The following is a 15,338-nucleotide window of genomic DNA, read 5'->3' as shown; positions in this document are numbered from 1 at the left end:
GGGTCTATGTTCAAACCCATCCCCGTCGCCATCGGCCTGCGCTATCTCCGCGCCAAGCGCCGCAACGGTTTCATCTCCTTCATCTCGCTGGCCTCGGTCGTCGGCATCGCCCTGGGCGTGATGATCCTGATCACCACGCTGTCCGTGATGAGCGGCTTCCAGCGCGAGATCCGCGACCGCCTGCTGCAGGCCACCGCGCACGCCACTGTGATGGGGGCGGGCGAAGCCATGCAGGACTGGCCGCATGCCACCAGGATCGCGATGGACGACCCGCGCGTGTCGGGCGCCGCGCCCTTCATCCATGTACAGGCCATGCTGAGCGGCAACGCCGACCCGCAGGGCGCGCTGGTCACCGGCATCCTGCCGGGTGAAGAGCCGAAGGTCTCCGTGATCGGCGACAAGATGAAGGCCGGCACGCTGGATTCGCTGAAGCCGGGCGAATTCCATATCCTGCTCGGGCAAGAGCTGGCGGCGTGGCTGCGCGTCGGGGTTGGCGACAGCGTGACGGTGACCGCGGGCGACTTCCAAGGCACGCCGATGGGCGCGATGCCTAAGATCAAGCGCTTCACCGTCACCGGCATTTTTGCGGTCGGCCACAACGACGTGGACCGGAACCTCGCGCTGGTGCATATGGGCGATCTGCAGCGTGTGTTGCGGATGGGCGAGGGTGTCACCGGCGTCCGACTGAAGCTGCACGACATGTACCAGTCCTGGGATGTGGCGCGCGACCTCGCGCTGCGCCTGCAAGGCCCTTACCGGATCAGCGACTGGACCAGCGAGAACGCCAACCTCTATCACTCGTTGAAGATGGAAAAGACGGTGATGGGCATCCTGTTGTCCTTCATCATCCTGATGGGCGCGTTCTCACTGGTGAATTCGCAGGTCATGCTGGTCACCGACAAGCAGGCCGACATCGCCATCCTGCGCACGCTGGGCCTGACGCCGCGTGGCGTCATGCAGGTCTTCATGGTGCAGGGCGTGCTGATCGGCGTGATGGGCACGGTGATGGGCGTGATCGGCGGTATCCTGCTGACCGTCAACCTGGAGTACATCCTCGCGGCCATCGAGGGAGTGTTCAACGTCACCCTGCTGCCATCGGATGTCTACTACATCACGGGGCTGCCCTACGAACTGGACGCAGGCGAAGTGGTGCTGATCGCGGCGGTCGCGCTGACGATGAGCTTCCTCGCCACGCTGTATCCCGCGTGGCGCGCCGCCCGCACCCAGCCCGCGGAGGCGCTGCGTTATGAATGAGTCCATCCGCACCGCCGTCATCCACGCTGAAGCGCTGGGCAAGACCTATGCCGAAGGCAAGCTGCGCACGCCGGTCTTCGACGGCCTGGAGCTCAACGTGCAGCCCGGCGAAACCGTGGCCATCGTCGGTGCGTCCGGCGCAGGCAAGAGCACGCTGCTGCACCTGCTCGGGGGCCTCGACACGCCCACCTCCGGTGAGGTCTACGTCGCCGGCAAGAAGATGTCGTCGCTTTCGGATGCCGCGCGCGGACAGCTGCGCAACACGTCGCTGGGCTTCGTCTACCAGTTCCACCACCTGTTGCCCGAGTTCACCGCGCTCGAGAACGTCATGATGCCGGTGATGCTGGGCGGCGCGGCGACGGACGATGCCGCCGCGCGCGCGAGAGCCCTGCTGGAGTCGGTGGGCCTGGGGCACCGCCTGGAACACAAGCCGGGTGAACTCTCCGGTGGCGAGCGCCAGCGTGCGGCCGTCGCGCGAGCCCTCGTCAACCAGCCGGCCTGCGTCCTCGGCGACGAGCCCACCGGCAACCTCGACGAGAAGACCGCGGCGACGGTGTTCGACCTGATGCTGGAGCTCAACCGCGCGCAGAAAACCAGCCTGGTCCTGGTCACCCATGACCGCCGCCTGGCACGTCGTCTGGATCGCGTGCTCGAACTGCACGAAGGCAAGCTGCGCGAACTGGCGCCCGAATCAGTCTGACGGGAGCACCTGCGGTCACGAGCGAGTTCAGTCGTGGCTTTCAATCAAGGCGAACGACAGCTCTGGCTTGAGTGTCGTGTACCGTCGGACGTCGGCCATCAGTGTAGGGCCTGCTACAGCGACCGCACGTTGGGCGGCTTCCATACTGGGAAAGTAGGCGTGCGATGCTGCGATGATGCTGCCGGGTGGCGGGGGCTCGCCTGCAATATGACGGTCGCTTTCGAGTCGTAAAAGCCCTTCTGGTGCAAGCAACGTGCGCGTGAGCCGCATGTGCTCAGCGTTGTAGTAAGTGTGGTCGAACGAGGCGCCTTCGACCCATCGATACACCCCCATGACTCTCACCATACTATCTCCGTATAAACAGTTGTCTGGTCTTAGTTTGCGCGCGAATGCTTGGCCTGGGTCTTGCGCGGCCGTTTAGCCGCCGCATCTTCTCGCGCCGCAACCAATGCAGTCCCCGCCCAATACGCCATGACGGCGCGATCCTCGAAGACCTCTGGAGGCGCCCGGTAGTACTGCAGGGTAGCGATGCCGCCTTCCTTGGGGTACGAGAACGGCGGCAGGCTCCTCTCGATGAACGCGGGCGCCGTGTTCGCGTTCGCCTTGAAGTAGAGCACACCGTCATGCACGGTGGCGATGAACAGGTCGTCGCAGTAGATATAGGTGCCGCCGAACATCTTGCGCTGCCTGAGCCGGCCGAGCCCCGCGAGAAGATGTAGCGCGGTGGCGAGAACGTCTTCCGAAGATGTCCGTCCGCCCGCTCGTATAGTGACGTCGCTCGTGGTGCTTCTCATAAGGGAACGTGTACTCGGTCAGAGTGTCGATGGGATAGAACGCGCCGGGGAACAGGAGAACAATGACCACGGATATCAGGGTGCCAACGATCATCGGCAGCGCGATGGCTAGCATGGGCGGGAACAGGCCGGACGATCTCCGGCCGCAAGCCGGGCATCCTCGCAGTCAACGCACCAGGCATCTGGCGTCGGGCTATCATTCCTCAGCAGACCAATGAAACCCCACCGCCCGCTTTGTGTCCAAACTGGCAAGAATGTGTTGGCACATAAATGCTTCCGGTTGCGGGCCATGTGCAGAGCATTGAATCGAATCGCCCATATGCGGCCTAACACCGGAATTAAGCCGACCCGCGAAGCGGGTTCGGCTTGAATGAATTGTTAGGCTGCATGCTCATCAATGCCTCCGTACGTGAGCGAAGATGATGAGAACAATAAGAGCCAGTCCAAGCACGACCCATGTTAGACCGAAGATGAGGTTGTACAGAGGCTGGCCGAGGAATGTCAGGAACGCTTGCTCCAGGCCGCAGTTGGATCGGCAGGGTCCAATCCCGGTCGGCCTTAGAAAGAGCATGACCGAGCCGTAGCCGATCGCTACAAGACCAAGTATCGATCCAAAGACCACAACGAACGTGGACGGCCGCTTTAGATATCGTGTAGCCACACTCTTTCCCATGCAGCCTAACGCCTGAATTAAGCCGAGCCGCGAAGCGGCTTCGGCTTGAATGAATTGTTAGGCGCGTATCTAACGCGAGTAATGGCAGGAAACATCGATTGCGCGCTCGGTAGGCCCGAATGTAAAGGTCAATTCTGGATGGCCGCCACCAAACTGGTACGGCGGAAGCGGACTGGTAAAGGAGTATGACCAGATTATGGCCGGCCTATCAATGAAATCAGGATCACCGAGAGCGCTTTGAAGCTGAGCCTTACTTAAGCCCAAGAGAGACTCTGCGTTGCTTGGGCATCTGGCGTTAGTAGGAGTGCCCATGGGTAGTGCTCGCATTGCGCGAAGGTCTTTGGCGAGGGAGTCGAGTAGCGACGAGTTTGCTGTGGCTGTTGCGCAACCAGTCAATGTAAGAAGCAGGCAGGATTGCAAGATGCGTAATTGCATGACTAGCGCCTAACGCCTGAATTAAGCCGACCCGCGAAGCGGGTTCGGCTTGAATGAATTGTTATGCGCCAAGGTAAGCCCGAAGCCCGCGACCTGCAACGGGTCCGGAGCATCCGGGAGCAGGACATCACTCGCCGCCAGCCCGTAACAGGGTGGGGCCGGTAAAGACCGAAGCCGGGAGCGACGCCGGTCCGCAAGCCAGCGAATCATCCGTAGGCCGCGCGGCGCGAGAGCGATGTACCCGAAGTCGAGTGAAGCGAAGTCGGAAGGACGCGCCTGGTTGCCTTGTATCAACAATCGATCAGCACCGAAGCCGGAGGCACCGCATGATCGGCTGCCAACCGAAGCCGACAGCGATCAAAGTCTTACCCACGTATAACACCAGAATTAAGCCGACCCGCGAAGCGGGTTCGGCTTGAATGAATTGTTAGAGCCCATGCCGGAGTGCTCACGCACCGCACCTGAATTCCGCCGCAGCCACCGCCTTTTCACTAGCCTCCAGCGATCTTGCTCTTGCTGCATCTGCGTTCTCCTGGGTCGGCTCAGACTCCGCTTTGTCCAAGGCATCTTGCGCAATATCTGCAGCACGATCCGCCTCATCAATAAGCTGGTCAGCTCTGGCGTTGCAGCTCTTGCCGGAAGCCACATGATTGCCGTCAACTTCTGTTGCGCAGGACGCGAGTAGCAGCACATGTGTGCTCAGTAAAATTCTCATGGGCTCTAACGCCTGAATTAAGCCGACCCGCGAAGCGGGTTCGGCTTGAATGAATTGTTAGACGACAAGTAGTCGATTGACGGAGACATCAGATAGGCACCCCAATCAGCTTGCGATGAACCCGCCGATTTGCCTGATGCTCCATGAATAGATCGCCGAGCACGAAATAGATTGCAGCAGCGTACTTGTTGGGCTTCAGGTCGGTTGCGTTGTCCGCAAACTCAAGAAGTTCAATATCAACACCCCCAACTGGCGTTAGGCAGGACGCCTGGTCATAAATGAACTTCATGGCTCCCTCCGAAAGCGAGCCGAGCAGGGACGGCACAACTTCAGGTCTCGAGTGCGGAAACGTCTTGTCTTGAAATAAGCATGTCCCAGCAACTGTGTGGCTTCGAATCGTCACAACAAAATCAGTCAAGTGCGAGCCGCCAGAGGCCATCTGATTCCTGGAACTAAAGTGCCGAACTGCTTCGAAGGATGGAAAGGAAACGGCGCCGGCGTGGGATTGCATTGGCACGGCCACCGAGTCTTGGCGGAACAGATCCAGAATCCCGTCAAGATCTGCTGCTACGCGCACATCAGTCTCTTCCGAGAAGTCGCGAAGAAGCTGCTCCTGCCAGTAGAGCAGACGTCCATCCGCTCGACACTGGCCGCGAAGAGTCGTTACGAACTTGGCGAACCGCTCCTCGCCGCAGTAGCTCTTTAGGTCACTTAGCTTGCTGCGATCTGTCACTGTCGTCTAACACCGGAATTAAGCCGACCCGCGAAGCGGGTTCGGCTTGAATGAATTGTTAGGGCGCGAGCAGCTAGCCCAGCCCGATCTAGTTAATTGCATGATTCACCAGTTAGCCAGAGCTTGCATGCGTCAACCTCGGCTACTTCGGCCGCTGATTCGAACTCTAGGATGTGCCAGTGGCCGTGTGACGCGAGCCTAGGGATTGCTGTGATGCTCATCCTGTATGCAGGCCCCAGCACTCTGAATAGTCCCTGGTACTCCGCGAGCGAGGCTTTATCCGAGCGATCTACCGTCATGAACGTAGCGATATGGTTTGCGGTAAGGCGTGGGTCGCAGCTAACCACAGCAACAGCACCATGTGGATCCATATAAGTGCAGCCATGGACTACAACTCGCTTGCCCTCGTACAAAGAGAAAGACTCTTTGAGCTTCAAGAGATCTAACTCTGGTGGTGAACTGGTGTGCATGTTGGCACATGCGCCAAGATAGGCCGATACAACCAGCATGAGCACCTTTGATGTTCTCATCGCGCCCTAACACCTGAATTAAGCCGAGCCGCGAAGCGGGTTCGGCTTGAATGAATTGTTAGGCATCAGGCTAGGGGCCGTAATGCCAAGGGCGCCGGCCAAATTACCGGCTCCGCGCCGTCAATGCTATAGCCCTCCAGCTCCGTTAGGGTGTGGTCATTTGCCCAAAGCATGACTCCAACCAAGCCACCAACGGCAGTCTTGCCTGAGTAGTCGGCAAGGATGTAGTTGTCTTGAGTTGCCGGATCAGCATCAAATGACGAACCGAACAGTACTGTCGGACAGTCGCCACAGCCGCATTTTGCAATGACTTTCAGAGACTCGATCTGGCTCAGTCGATCCGGAGCCTCGCGCTCCAACAGGAATCTGAGCAAAAGTCTCTCCTCATCCGAGATATCTCGTTGATAAGGAGTGCAGTAGTCAGAATCTTTCACTGATGCCTAACACCTGAGTTAAGCCGACCCGCGAAGCGGGTTCGGCTTGAATGAATTGTTAGCTGGCCAGCCTAGAAGCCCAGCCATGATTCATCTTCGATGATGCCGGAGGTATCCCCCAGCTTTGGGTCTGCGGATCTGATAGCGGCGAAGAAATCGGAGGGATCTTGGAATCGTGCCAGTTCGCGGCGAGCATCGTCTATCAGGACTAGATCAGGCACTGGCCTGCTTACATCCAAGCAAAGGATATCGTGGAAATCACCGCCAACTGGGATGAAGTTGTTGGGAATGTCCCAGTCTCCGAGGACGGCAAAAGCACTGGCAATATCGTCCGCACGGAACATCGGCCATGGCACTCTGACCTGTCCGTTGGCTAGCAAAAGCTCCAGACCTGCAGGCAGGGCCAGTAAGTCATCTAGAAACGGAGGTGGTGTGGCTTCCCACAGCTTGAATGCAGCGAAATAGTCCATGGCCAGCTAACACCTGAATTAAGCCGACCCGCGAAGCGGGTTCGGCTTGAATGAATTGTTAGGCATGCTGCCCGGGAACCAGCAACGACTCAAGCTTTTCAATGGCAGGCAGGACTGCCGGATGGCGCTTTACCCAGAGCGGCCCGAGGTAGTCAGCAATGCTCCTGGAGCCAAGCGTGTCATGAAGGGTGCCGGCCTTTGTAGCCTCAAGTAGGTCGTGGGCAAGATCCATGACTTGCTCAGTGATATGGCCTTGTTCGGTCCCTGCCTCGTCACTCCACTCCCGTTGGATGGAAGAGATCAGCTTTCCCGCGGCAACATCAATTGCGGTGCGCTCTCTCGGCATGCCTAACACCTGAATTAAGCCGACCCGCGAAGCGGGTTCGGCTTGAATGAACTGTTAGGCGCTGAGCCGGGATGGCACACGCCGTGTTCTGATGAGTAGTGTAAGCGGCCTTGGGTGTCGCGCAGTCGCAGCTTGAAAAGGCCAGCTTCTTGACCAGATGGCCACACACTAGGCCCATAAGAGAAATCTGCTCCCTCCCCAGATCAAGCGCAACCTCATGAGTGGCCGGGACGAAATGTCCCAGTACAACCTGCCAAGGCTCTCCCGCTCGAGCATTCAGCAGCTCAACCGAGCCGGGGTACAGCGTATATGGCGGACCCGACGAGCCGTAGGTATGGAAGGCGACACGCGCGGCAGAGCTGTTGCGAATGTGCACCAGTACATCCGGGCCTGCAGCTGCGAGGCAGCCGCGCGCGTCCAACTCAATGGTGATGTCTGCGTCCGCCGAAGAAAGCGAGTGGGCGCACCCGGCTAGTGCTATTGAAATGAGGGCGACCATCCTTGTTCTCATGCGCCTAACACCTGAGTTAAGCCGTGCCGCGAAGCGGCATCGGCTTGAATGAATTGTTAGGCCGGGAGCCGACGACGCTTTGGCAACACAGCCACAAGTAGGCAGATTACAGCCGAAGCAAATACGACGATAGCAGCAGTGCCGTTGCCGTTGGTCTGGCAGATATCCATTACCCACCTGCCCGGGATCTTCGCACCTGGTTGCGAACATGCAACAAAGGGATTTGACAGCAGGCGGTAACCCCACCAGGCGAAGTAGAGCGAGCCGACGCCAAACGAAATCCGGATAAGCGTACGCATCTCGCTCCGAACGGCCTAACACCTATTAGACCCTGATTAGGGGTGGTAGCGCGGAGTATTGAGGGGTTGTGCTGAGGCGTCAATCGGGGAACTTCTTAGCCGTATCAAAGACTTGCCCGACAGCAGATGGGCCTCTCTGAGCTCATGCTGTCGTCGTTATCCGCAGGGAGTGCGGTGGTATGGGTTATCGGCGCGAGGATGGGGCGGTAACGCCCGAGGATAAGCAGGCGCGTGGACCTACGTTGATCGACGAGGTGCGCCGACGGATTCGGGCGAGACACTACAGCGTTCGCACTGAGCGCGCCTACGTGGGGTGGATCCGGCGCTTCGTCCTGGCCAACGGGCGGCGCCATCCGCGCGAACTGCAGTCGGTGCACGTGGAAGCCTTTCTGACCGCGCTGGCTGTCGAGGGTCACGTTGCGGCGAGCACGCAGAACCAGGCGCTGGCGGCCTTGCTGTTCCTGTACCGGGAGGTGCTCGGCCTCTCGCTGGAGGGCCTGGAGGACATTGTTCGCGCCAAACGACCGCAGCGCATACCCACGGTCTTGTCGCGCGCGGAGGTGTCGTCGCTCCTGCTGCATGTCGAGGGCCGCGTAGCCTTGCTCGCCCGGCTGCTCTACGGCACGGGGATGCGGCTCATGGAAGCCGTTCGGCTCCGGGTGAAGGATGTCGACTTTGAACGGCACGAAATTACCGTGCGCGACGGCAAGGGCGCGAAGGACCGCCGCACGATGCTGCCGACCTCGTTGGTCGCCGCACTGCGCGAGCAGGTGTCGTTCGCGCTGGCCCTCCATGCCAGAGACATCGAAGCCGGGGCGGGCGAGGTCTGGCTGCCGCATGCGCTGGCACGGAAGGACCCGACGGCCGCGCGGCATTCGGGCTGGCAGTATGTGTTTCCTGCGCGCGGGCTGAGTCTGGACCCTCGCGACGGTTGTCGGCGTCGCCATCACGTGGATGAGGATGTGCTCTCGCGTCAACTCAAGCGCGCACGTATCGCGGCGGGCATCGTCAAGCTGGTGAGTGCGCACACGCTCCGACACTCGTTCGCCACGCATCTGATCGAGGCCGGCTACGACATCCGCACGGTGCAGGAGTTGCTGGGCCATAAGGATGTGGCGACGACGCAGATCTACACCCACGTGTTGAACCGCGGTGCCGGTGCCGTTCGCAGCCCGTTGGATCGTGCCGATGGCGGGTGATGAAGCCGAAGCGGGAGTGGCGCCGCCCTTCGGCTTGGCGTGCGCACTGGGCTGGCTCGCAGGCGCGGCGTGTGCGTTGTGGCGCAGCGAGCTGCCGAGTGTGACCGCGCTCTGGGCTGGACTGCTTGTTGGCTTGATCGGATGGGGATTGCCCAACCGCGGGCGATGGGTGGCGGCCGCCATGGTGGGCCTGTCATGGACGGGCCTGCACGCGACGTGGAGCCTGCAGGCGCAGTTGCCGGTGGCGTGGGAAGGGCGGGACGTCGTCGTGAGCGGTCGGGTCGAGGGTCTGCCGGAACCCGAAGCGCGCCGCACGCGCTTCCTGTTCCGCGTCGACGACGACGCGAGCCAGCCGGCGCCGCTGCGGGGCCGGCGGATGCGCGTGGCCTGGTACGACGAGCATGGTGCGGTAGAGATCGGTCCGCGTCGAGCACTGGGTGCGGGCGAGCGATGGCGTTTCCCTCTGCGGGTGAGGGCGCCGCGCGGGCTTGCCAATCCAGGGGGATTCGATGCCGAGCGCCATGCCATGGCGTCGCGGATCAGCGCGACCGGCTACGTGCGTGCGGCTGACGCGGCGACGAAGCTGGCGGCGGGGCAGGGTATCGATGCCTGGCGTGCCCGGATGTCCGGGCGCATCGAGGAGGCCGTGCCCCACGCCTCAAGCCGCTTCGTGCGCGCGCTTGCGCTGGGCGACACGCGCGGACTGTCGCAGGAGGACTGGCAGGTGTTGCGGGCGGCGGGGCTCACGCATCTGATCGCGATTTCTGGGTTCCACGTGGGCTTGGTCGCCGGCGCGTTCGCGCTCCTCGCCGTCCTCGTGTGGCGACTGTTCCCGTCGGCGGCGCGTCGCGTGCCCAGGCCACAGGCCGTGGCATGGCTGGCATTGCTGGGTGCGCTGGGTTACGCGGCCGCGGCGGGGTTCGCCTTGCCCACCTTGCGGACCGTGTTGATGATCGCGGTGGTCGTGCTGGCGCGCACGTCGCGACGGCCCGCGCGCGTTGTCGACGCCCTGGTGTTGGCCCTATTGGCCATCCTCCTGGTCGACCCCCTGTCGCTGATCGCGCCCGGGTTCTGGCTCAGTTTTGCGGGCGTGGCGTGGCTGGCGTGGTGCCTGCCCACATCGCTGCACTGGGCCAAGGCGTTCCTGCCCGCTCAGGGTGTCGCCACCGTCGGCCTGTTGCCGCTGACCGCCGTGTTGTTCGGACAGGCTTCGCTGGCGGGTCCGCTGGCCAACCTGCTTGCGATCCCGTGGTGGAGCCTGGTCGTGGTGCCGTTGGCGCTGCTAGGCACGCTGGCGGAACTGTTCCATGCGGGAGCCGGCGGCCTAGCCTGGCGGGCCGCGGCGACGTGCTTCGATCTGACCTGGCCGGTGTTCACGTGGCTGGCGGAGAGTCGCTTCGCCCTCTGGTGGCTGCCAGAGCCCTCCCGCTGGGCCTTGCCGCTGGCGCTCGTGGGGGCGTGCTGCTTGCTGATGCCGCGCGGCATGCCGGGGAAGGTGCTCGCGTCGCTGCTGTGGTTGCCGCTGCTGTGGCCCGATCGCGAGCTTCCGCGAGAGGGCGAGGCGGAACTGATGGTGATCGACGTCGGGCAGGGCCTTGCCGTGCTGGTGCGAACCTCGCGCCATGCCCTGCTCTACGACGCCGGCCCTGCGGTGGAGGAGGGCTTCGATGCGGGCGAACGTGCGGTGGTGCCCGCTTTGCGCGCGTTGGGCGTACCGCGATTGCATGCGCTGGTGGTCAGCCATGGCGACAACGACCATGCCGGTGGTGTCGAGGCGGTGCGGGACGTCATTCAGGTGGATACCCTACTGGCGCCCGCGGGGTCATCGGTGGCAGGTGATGCGCCCTGTGTGGCCGGCGCCGTGTGGCGATGGGATGGCGTGGAATTCCGCTTCCTGCACCCGCCACCGTACTTCCCCTATTTCGGCAATGAAGCGAGCTGCGTCCTGCGCGTCAGTACACCGCAGGGCGCGGTGCTGTTGCCGGGCGACATCGGCCGCCAGATCGAAGGGGGATTGGTGCGCAGGCAAGCCGGCTTCCTGCGCAGCGACGTTGTCGTGCTGCCGCATCACGGCAGTGCGGGATCGTCCGCGGGCGGATTCGTGCGCGCGACGGGTGCGCGCTTGGTCGTGGGGTCCAGCGGGTTCGGCAACCGCTTCCGTCATCCGCGGGAGGACGTGGTGGCCCGCTGGCGGGGAGCGGGAGCGGAAGTGCTGGACACCCAGTCCAGCGGTGCCGTCCGCATCTGGCTGGGGCGCGACGGGCTCGCGGTCCGTGAGCGGCGTCACGACCGGGCGCACCTGTGGGACGCCGTGCGGCGCCAGCGGGCCGGTGGGCTATCCTATCGGTTCGAAGATGGACGGCCCGATGTGCCGGAGGACTGAACGTGCTGGAACTGGTGAAGGCCGGCGGTTGGCCGATGATCCCGCTGCTGCTGCTGGGCGTGCTGGCGCTGGCCATCGTGGTGGAACGCTTCTGGTCGCTGCGCCGCAAGGAGATCCTGCCGCCCGGACTGGGCGAGGAAGTCCGCACCTGGGCGACCCGCGGCCAGCTGGAGCCGGCCCATATCGAATCCCTGCGCCGCAACTCTCCGCTGGGTGAGTTGCTGGCGGCGGCGTTGGACGTCCGCAACAAGCCGCGCGACCAGATCCGCGAGCGCATCGAGGACACCGGGCGGCATCTGGTTCACCGGATGGCGAAGTTCCTCAACGCGCTGGGCAGTATCGCCTCGGCCGGTCCGCTGCTGGGCCTGCTGGGCACGGTGGTCGGCATGATCCAGATGTTCCTGGGCATCCAGGACAGCGGCGTGGGCGATGTCAACGCGCTGGCCGGCGGCATCGGCAAGGCGCTGGTGTGCGCGGCGGCGGGCATGATCGTGGCGATCCCCGCGCTGCTGTTCCACCGCTACTTCCGCGGCCGCGTGACCGGTTACGTGATGGAAATGGAGAAGGAAGCCAGCGCCCTGGTGGATGCGCTGGAAGCCCGCCATCCTCGCGTCGTGCCGCGCCCGGCCGCCGCGTCGCCGGCGGCGACGGGTTCCTGAGGCCGCCGCATGCGCATCCGTGACGACCGCGCGCAGGACGAGCCCGACCTCAACCTGGTGCCGCTGATCGACGTGATCCTGGTGCTGATCATCTTCTTCGTGATCACCACCACCTTCGACGCCCGCTCGATGCTGCAGTTGCAGCTGCCCAGCGCGAACGGCGAACCCGTGGCGGCGCAGGTGAAGGCGCTGAGCGTGCTGGTGAACGCGGACGGCCGCTACTTCGTGGACGAACACGAAGTGCTGCGTACCGACATCGACGCGCTCAAGCAGACGCTGGAGCAGGTGGCCGGCAGCGACCGCGCTCGCCCGGTGTTGTTGCGCGCCGACGCCCGCACGCCGCACCAGGCCGTGGTCACCGCGCTGGATGCGCTCGGCCAGCTGGGCTTCCGCAAGATCAACATCGCCACCGCGCCGGAGGCGCAGAAGTGAGCGATCCGAACTCGCCGTGGCAGGTCTACAAGCGGCTGATGGCGTTCGCCCGGCCGTATCGTGGACTGCTGCTGCTGGCCGGGCTCGGCATGCTGATTGAGGCCGCGGCCGGCGGTGCCTTCAGCAAGCTGATGGAGCCGGTGGTCAACGAGACCTTCATTGATCGCGACCGCGCGAAGAGCCTGTTGCTGCCGCTGGCGATCGTCGGCCTGTTCGTGATCCGCGGCATCGCGGGATACGTCACCGACATGGGCATGGGCAAGGCCGCGCGCAGCATCGCCCGCGATGTCCGCGTCAACGTGCTGGGCAAGTACCTGCGCCTGCCGGGCCTGCGCTTCGATACCGAGCCGGTGCCGGCCATGCTGGTGCGGCTGGGATCGGATGCCGACCAGATGGCGCAGGCGGCCGTGGATGCGATGAAGGTGATGCTACAGCAGGTGCTGCAGATCATCGCCGCGCTGGTGGTGATGTTCTGGACCAGTTGGCAGGTCACGCTGGCGATCCTGATCATGGCGCCGCCGCTGGCGTGGATCATGGACAAAGTGGCCAAACGGTACCGGCGCATCAGCCACCGCATCCAGGAGAGCGGCGCGGAGATGATGCAGGCCGCGGACCAGACGCTCTCCAACCAGCAGGAAGTGAAGGTCTACGGCGCCCAGCGCAGCGAACTGGCCCGGTACGAGAGCCTGGCCAACGCCAACCTCAGGCTGGCGATGAAGGTCGAGGCGACGCGCAGCATCTCCTCGGCGATGGTGCAGCTGATGGGCGCCATCGGCCTGGCGCTGCTGCTGTTCTTCGCCGGCCGCGAGGCGATGGCCGGGCGGCTGACGGCGGGCGGTTTCGTGACGCTGATGATCTCGATGATGGCCATCATCCCGGCACTCAAGCAGCTCACCAATGTGCAGAACATGCTCCAGCGCGGCGTCGCCTCGGCGCAGCGGCTGTTCTCCGTGCTGGATGCGGAAGACGAGCAGGACTCCGGCACGCGTCCGCTCGATCGCGCACGCGGCCTGCTGGAATTCCGCGACATCACCACGCGCTACCCTGGCCAGGCGCGTCCCGCGCTGGAGGACATCAGCTTCACGGCCCGGCCCGGTACCGTCACCGCGATCGTCGGGCGCTCCGGCAGCGGCAAGTCGACGCTGATCAAGCTGATCCCGCGCTTCTACGAAGCCGAATCCGGGCAGATCCTGCTGGACGGCCATCCGCTGCAGGACTATCCGCTGGCCGACCTGCGCCGGCAGATCGCACTCGTGGGACAGCAGGTGATGTTGTTCGACGGCACCGTCGCCGCCAACGTCGCCTATGGCGAACTGCAGGATGCGGATGACGCGGGCATGGACGCGGCGGTGCGCGGCGCCAATGCGATGGAGTTCGTGCAGGAATTGCCTGAGGGCCTTCAATCGCCGATCGGCAACAAGGGCGGGCGCCTGTCGGGCGGCCAGCGCCAGCGCCTGGCGATCGCGCGCGCCATGCTGAAGGACGCGCCGATCCTCATCCTCGACGAAGCCACCGCGGCGCTCGACAACGAGTCCGAGCGCCTGGTGCAGAACGCATTGCAGAAGCTGATGCCCGACCGCACCACCCTGGTCATCGCCCACCGCCTGTCCACCATCGAGCACGCCGACCAGGTGCTGGTGCTGGATCAGGGCCGGCTGGTGGAGCAGGGCACCCATGCCGAGCTGATCGCCCGTGGGGGGCTGTACGCGCATCTGCACCAGATGCAGTTCCGCGAGGGCGAACCGGGGTGAGCAAGCGCGTGGCGCAGACCCCCGCATACTGGTTCGGCGATGCCCCCGTGCCCTTCTGGGCACGGGCGCTGTCCGGCGTCTACGCCGCATTGGTCGCATTGCGCTTGAAGCTCTACCGTGCCGGCCTGTTTCGCCGCCTCGGCGTCGGCGTGCCGGTGATCGTGGTGGGCAACATCACCGCCGGTGGTACCGGCAAGACGCCCTTGACCATCGCGCTGGTGGAGCGCTTGCGTGCGGCGGGCTTCAAGCCCGGCGTCGCCAGTCGCGGTTATGGTCGGCGCGACGACGCCACCCCACGCTGGGTCGATGCTGCCACGCCGCCCGAAGAGGGCGGTGACGAGCCGGTGCTGATCGCCCGCCAGACCGGCACGCGGGTGCGCGTCGACCGCGACCGGGTGGCGGCGGCGCGTGCGCTCGCGGCGGCGGGCTGCAACGTCGTGGTCTGCGATGACGGCCTTCAGCACTACCGACTGCGCCGCGACATCGAGATCGAAGTCATCGACGGTGCGCGCCGCTACGGCAACGGTCGGATGATCCCGGCCGGCCCGCTGCGCGAACCGGTACCGCGGTCGGCCGCATGCGATTTCCGCGTCGTCAACCTGGCTTCGCCCGAGGCCGAAGCCGCCTTCGGCGAATGGCCGATGCGATTGCAGTCCGAGGTCGCGGTGCCGTTGCGTGGCGGGCGTCCGCGGCCGCTGTCGGCCTTCGCAGGCCAGCGCGTGCATGCGGTGGCCGGGATCGGTCATCCGGCGCGCTTCTTCGCCATGCTACGGGGCTGGGGCCTGGGCGTGGTGCCTCACGCCTTCGCCGACCACCACGACTATCGCGCCGAGGATTTCGCCTTCGGTAGCGAACTGCCCGTGTTGATGACGGAGAAGGACGCAGTGAAGTGCGCGACCTTCGCCACCGATTGGTTCTACAGCGTGCCGGTTGCCGCCCAACTGCCGGAAGCCTTCTGGATCGCGCTGTTCGACAAGCTGGGCGCGCCACCGCGTCCGTCCCACTGATCTCCTTGCCGAT

Annotated in this window: 15 protein-coding genes; 8 read left to right on the top strand and 7 right to left on the bottom strand. The window is 63.8% G+C overall.

Going from position 1 to position 15,338, the window contains the following annotated elements:
- Nucleotides 1–6 precede the first annotated feature (6 nt).
- A complete protein-coding gene (locus tag AC23D6_RS11630) occupies nt 7–1,254 on the top strand; it encodes a lipoprotein-releasing ABC transporter permease subunit (RefSeq protein ID WP_487749420.1) in 1,248 nt (415 codons plus the stop codon).
- Nucleotides 1,247–1,954: a lipoprotein-releasing ABC transporter ATP-binding protein LolD gene (gene lolD, locus AC23D6_RS11625; RefSeq protein ID WP_487749419.1), complete on the top strand. Its 708-nt coding sequence runs from the start codon at nt 1,247–1,249 to the stop codon at nt 1,952–1,954. The genes AC23D6_RS11630 and lolD overlap by 8 nt, the downstream gene beginning before the upstream one ends.
- Before the next feature lie 27 nt (nt 1,955–1,981).
- Here the strand turns inward: lolD and AC23D6_RS11620 are convergent, their stop codons facing one another.
- The 7 genes from AC23D6_RS11620 to AC23D6_RS11590 form a co-directional block, all read right to left on the bottom strand.
- Entirely contained in the window at nt 1,982–2,299 is a 318-nt protein-coding gene (locus tag AC23D6_RS11620) for an EthD family reductase (RefSeq protein WP_487749418.1), read from the bottom strand.
- 29 nt (nt 2,300–2,328) lie between these two features.
- Nucleotides 2,329–2,748, bottom strand: a complete 420-nt coding sequence (locus tag AC23D6_RS11615) for a TfoX/Sxy family protein (protein ID WP_487749417.1) — start codon at nt 2,746–2,748, stop codon at nt 2,329–2,331.
- A 1,556-nt stretch (nt 2,749–4,304) separates the two neighbouring features.
- Complete coding sequence (locus AC23D6_RS11610) at nt 4,305–4,571, bottom strand: hypothetical protein (RefSeq protein WP_487749416.1); 267 nt, start codon at nt 4,569–4,571, stop codon at nt 4,305–4,307.
- An 88-nt stretch (nt 4,572–4,659) separates the two neighbouring features.
- Nucleotides 4,660–5,304: a hypothetical protein gene (locus AC23D6_RS11605; protein ID WP_487749415.1), complete on the bottom strand. Its 645-nt coding sequence runs from the start codon at nt 5,302–5,304 to the stop codon at nt 4,660–4,662.
- A 595-nt stretch (nt 5,305–5,899) separates the two neighbouring features.
- Complete coding sequence (locus AC23D6_RS11600) at nt 5,900–6,268, bottom strand: hypothetical protein (protein WP_487749414.1); 369 nt, start codon at nt 6,266–6,268, stop codon at nt 5,900–5,902.
- Nucleotides 6,269–6,339: 71 nt separating this feature from the next.
- Nucleotides 6,340–6,738 (bottom strand): hypothetical protein, encoded by a 399-nt coding sequence (locus tag AC23D6_RS11595; protein WP_487749413.1) that lies wholly within the window; start codon nt 6,736–6,738, stop codon nt 6,340–6,342.
- A 58-nt stretch (nt 6,739–6,796) separates the two neighbouring features.
- Nucleotides 6,797–7,084, bottom strand: coding sequence for a hypothetical protein (locus tag AC23D6_RS11590; protein WP_487749412.1), 288 nt, complete (start codon nt 7,082–7,084; stop codon nt 6,797–6,799).
- 989 nt (nt 7,085–8,073) lie between these two features.
- On the opposite strand from AC23D6_RS11590, the gene AC23D6_RS11585 reads away from it, so the two are divergent.
- Genes AC23D6_RS11585 through lpxK form a run of 6 tightly spaced genes read left to right on the top strand, consistent with a single transcriptional unit; the run spans nt 8,074 to nt 15,325 of the window.
- Nucleotides 8,074–9,093 (top strand): integron integrase, encoded by a 1,020-nt coding sequence (locus AC23D6_RS11585; protein WP_487749411.1) that lies wholly within the window; start codon nt 8,074–8,076, stop codon nt 9,091–9,093.
- On the top strand, nt 9,083–11,476 hold the full coding sequence (locus AC23D6_RS11580; protein WP_487749410.1) for a DNA internalization-related competence protein ComEC/Rec2: 2,394 nt from the start codon (nt 9,083–9,085) through the stop codon (nt 11,474–11,476). The genes AC23D6_RS11585 and AC23D6_RS11580 overlap by 11 nt, the downstream gene beginning before the upstream one ends.
- A gap of 2 nt (nt 11,477–11,478) precedes the next feature.
- Nucleotides 11,479–12,135 (top strand): MotA/TolQ/ExbB proton channel family protein, encoded by a 657-nt coding sequence (locus AC23D6_RS11575; protein ID WP_487749409.1) that lies wholly within the window; start codon nt 11,479–11,481, stop codon nt 12,133–12,135.
- A gap of 9 nt (nt 12,136–12,144) precedes the next feature.
- Entirely contained in the window at nt 12,145–12,567 is a 423-nt protein-coding gene (locus AC23D6_RS11570) for an ExbD/TolR family protein (RefSeq protein WP_093485470.1), read from the top strand.
- A 38-nt stretch (nt 12,568–12,605) separates the two neighbouring features.
- Nucleotides 12,606–14,318, top strand: a complete 1,713-nt coding sequence (msbA, locus tag AC23D6_RS11565) for a lipid A export permease/ATP-binding protein MsbA (RefSeq protein WP_487752625.1) — start codon at nt 12,606–12,608, stop codon at nt 14,316–14,318.
- The gene (gene lpxK, locus AC23D6_RS11560; RefSeq protein ID WP_487749408.1) at nt 14,315–15,325 is read left to right on the top strand and encodes a tetraacyldisaccharide 4'-kinase; all 1,011 of its coding nucleotides are present in this window, start codon (nt 14,315–14,317) and stop codon (nt 15,323–15,325) included. Before msbA ends, lpxK begins: the two co-directional genes overlap by 4 nt.
- The last annotated feature ends 13 nt before the right edge of the window (nt 15,326–15,338 follow it).

This window comes from Pseudoxanthomonas sp. G3 (assembly GCF_057654715.1).
This window is presented reverse-complemented; position numbering and strand designations above follow the sequence as displayed.

Coding starts and splice junctions, on each gene's coding strand:
- AC23D6_RS11630 (WP_487749420.1), top strand. CDS start 7: ATGTTCAAACCCATCCCCGTCGCCATCGGCCTGCGCTATCTCCGCGCC.
- lolD (WP_487749419.1), top strand. CDS start 1,247: ATGAATGAGTCCATCCGCACCGCCGTCATCCACGCTGAAGCGCTGGGC.
- AC23D6_RS11620 (WP_487749418.1), bottom strand. CDS start 2,299: ATGGTGAGAGTCATGGGGGTGTATCGATGGGTCGAAGGCGCCTCGTTC.
- AC23D6_RS11615 (WP_487749417.1), bottom strand. CDS start 2,748: ATGAGAAGCACCACGAGCGACGTCACTATACGAGCGGGCGGACGGACA.
- AC23D6_RS11610 (WP_487749416.1), bottom strand. CDS start 4,571: ATGAGAATTTTACTGAGCACACATGTGCTGCTACTCGCGTCCTGCGCA.
- AC23D6_RS11595 (WP_487749413.1), bottom strand. CDS start 6,738: ATGGACTATTTCGCTGCATTCAAGCTGTGGGAAGCCACACCACCTCCG.
- AC23D6_RS11590 (WP_487749412.1), bottom strand. CDS start 7,084: ATGCCGAGAGAGCGCACCGCAATTGATGTTGCCGCGGGAAAGCTGATC.
- AC23D6_RS11585 (WP_487749411.1), top strand. CDS start 8,074: ATGGGTTATCGGCGCGAGGATGGGGCGGTAACGCCCGAGGATAAGCAG.
- AC23D6_RS11580 (WP_487749410.1), top strand. CDS start 9,083: ATGGCGGGTGATGAAGCCGAAGCGGGAGTGGCGCCGCCCTTCGGCTTG.
- AC23D6_RS11570 (WP_093485470.1), top strand. CDS start 12,145: ATGCGCATCCGTGACGACCGCGCGCAGGACGAGCCCGACCTCAACCTG.
- msbA (WP_487752625.1), top strand. CDS start 12,606: ATGGCGTTCGCCCGGCCGTATCGTGGACTGCTGCTGCTGGCCGGGCTC.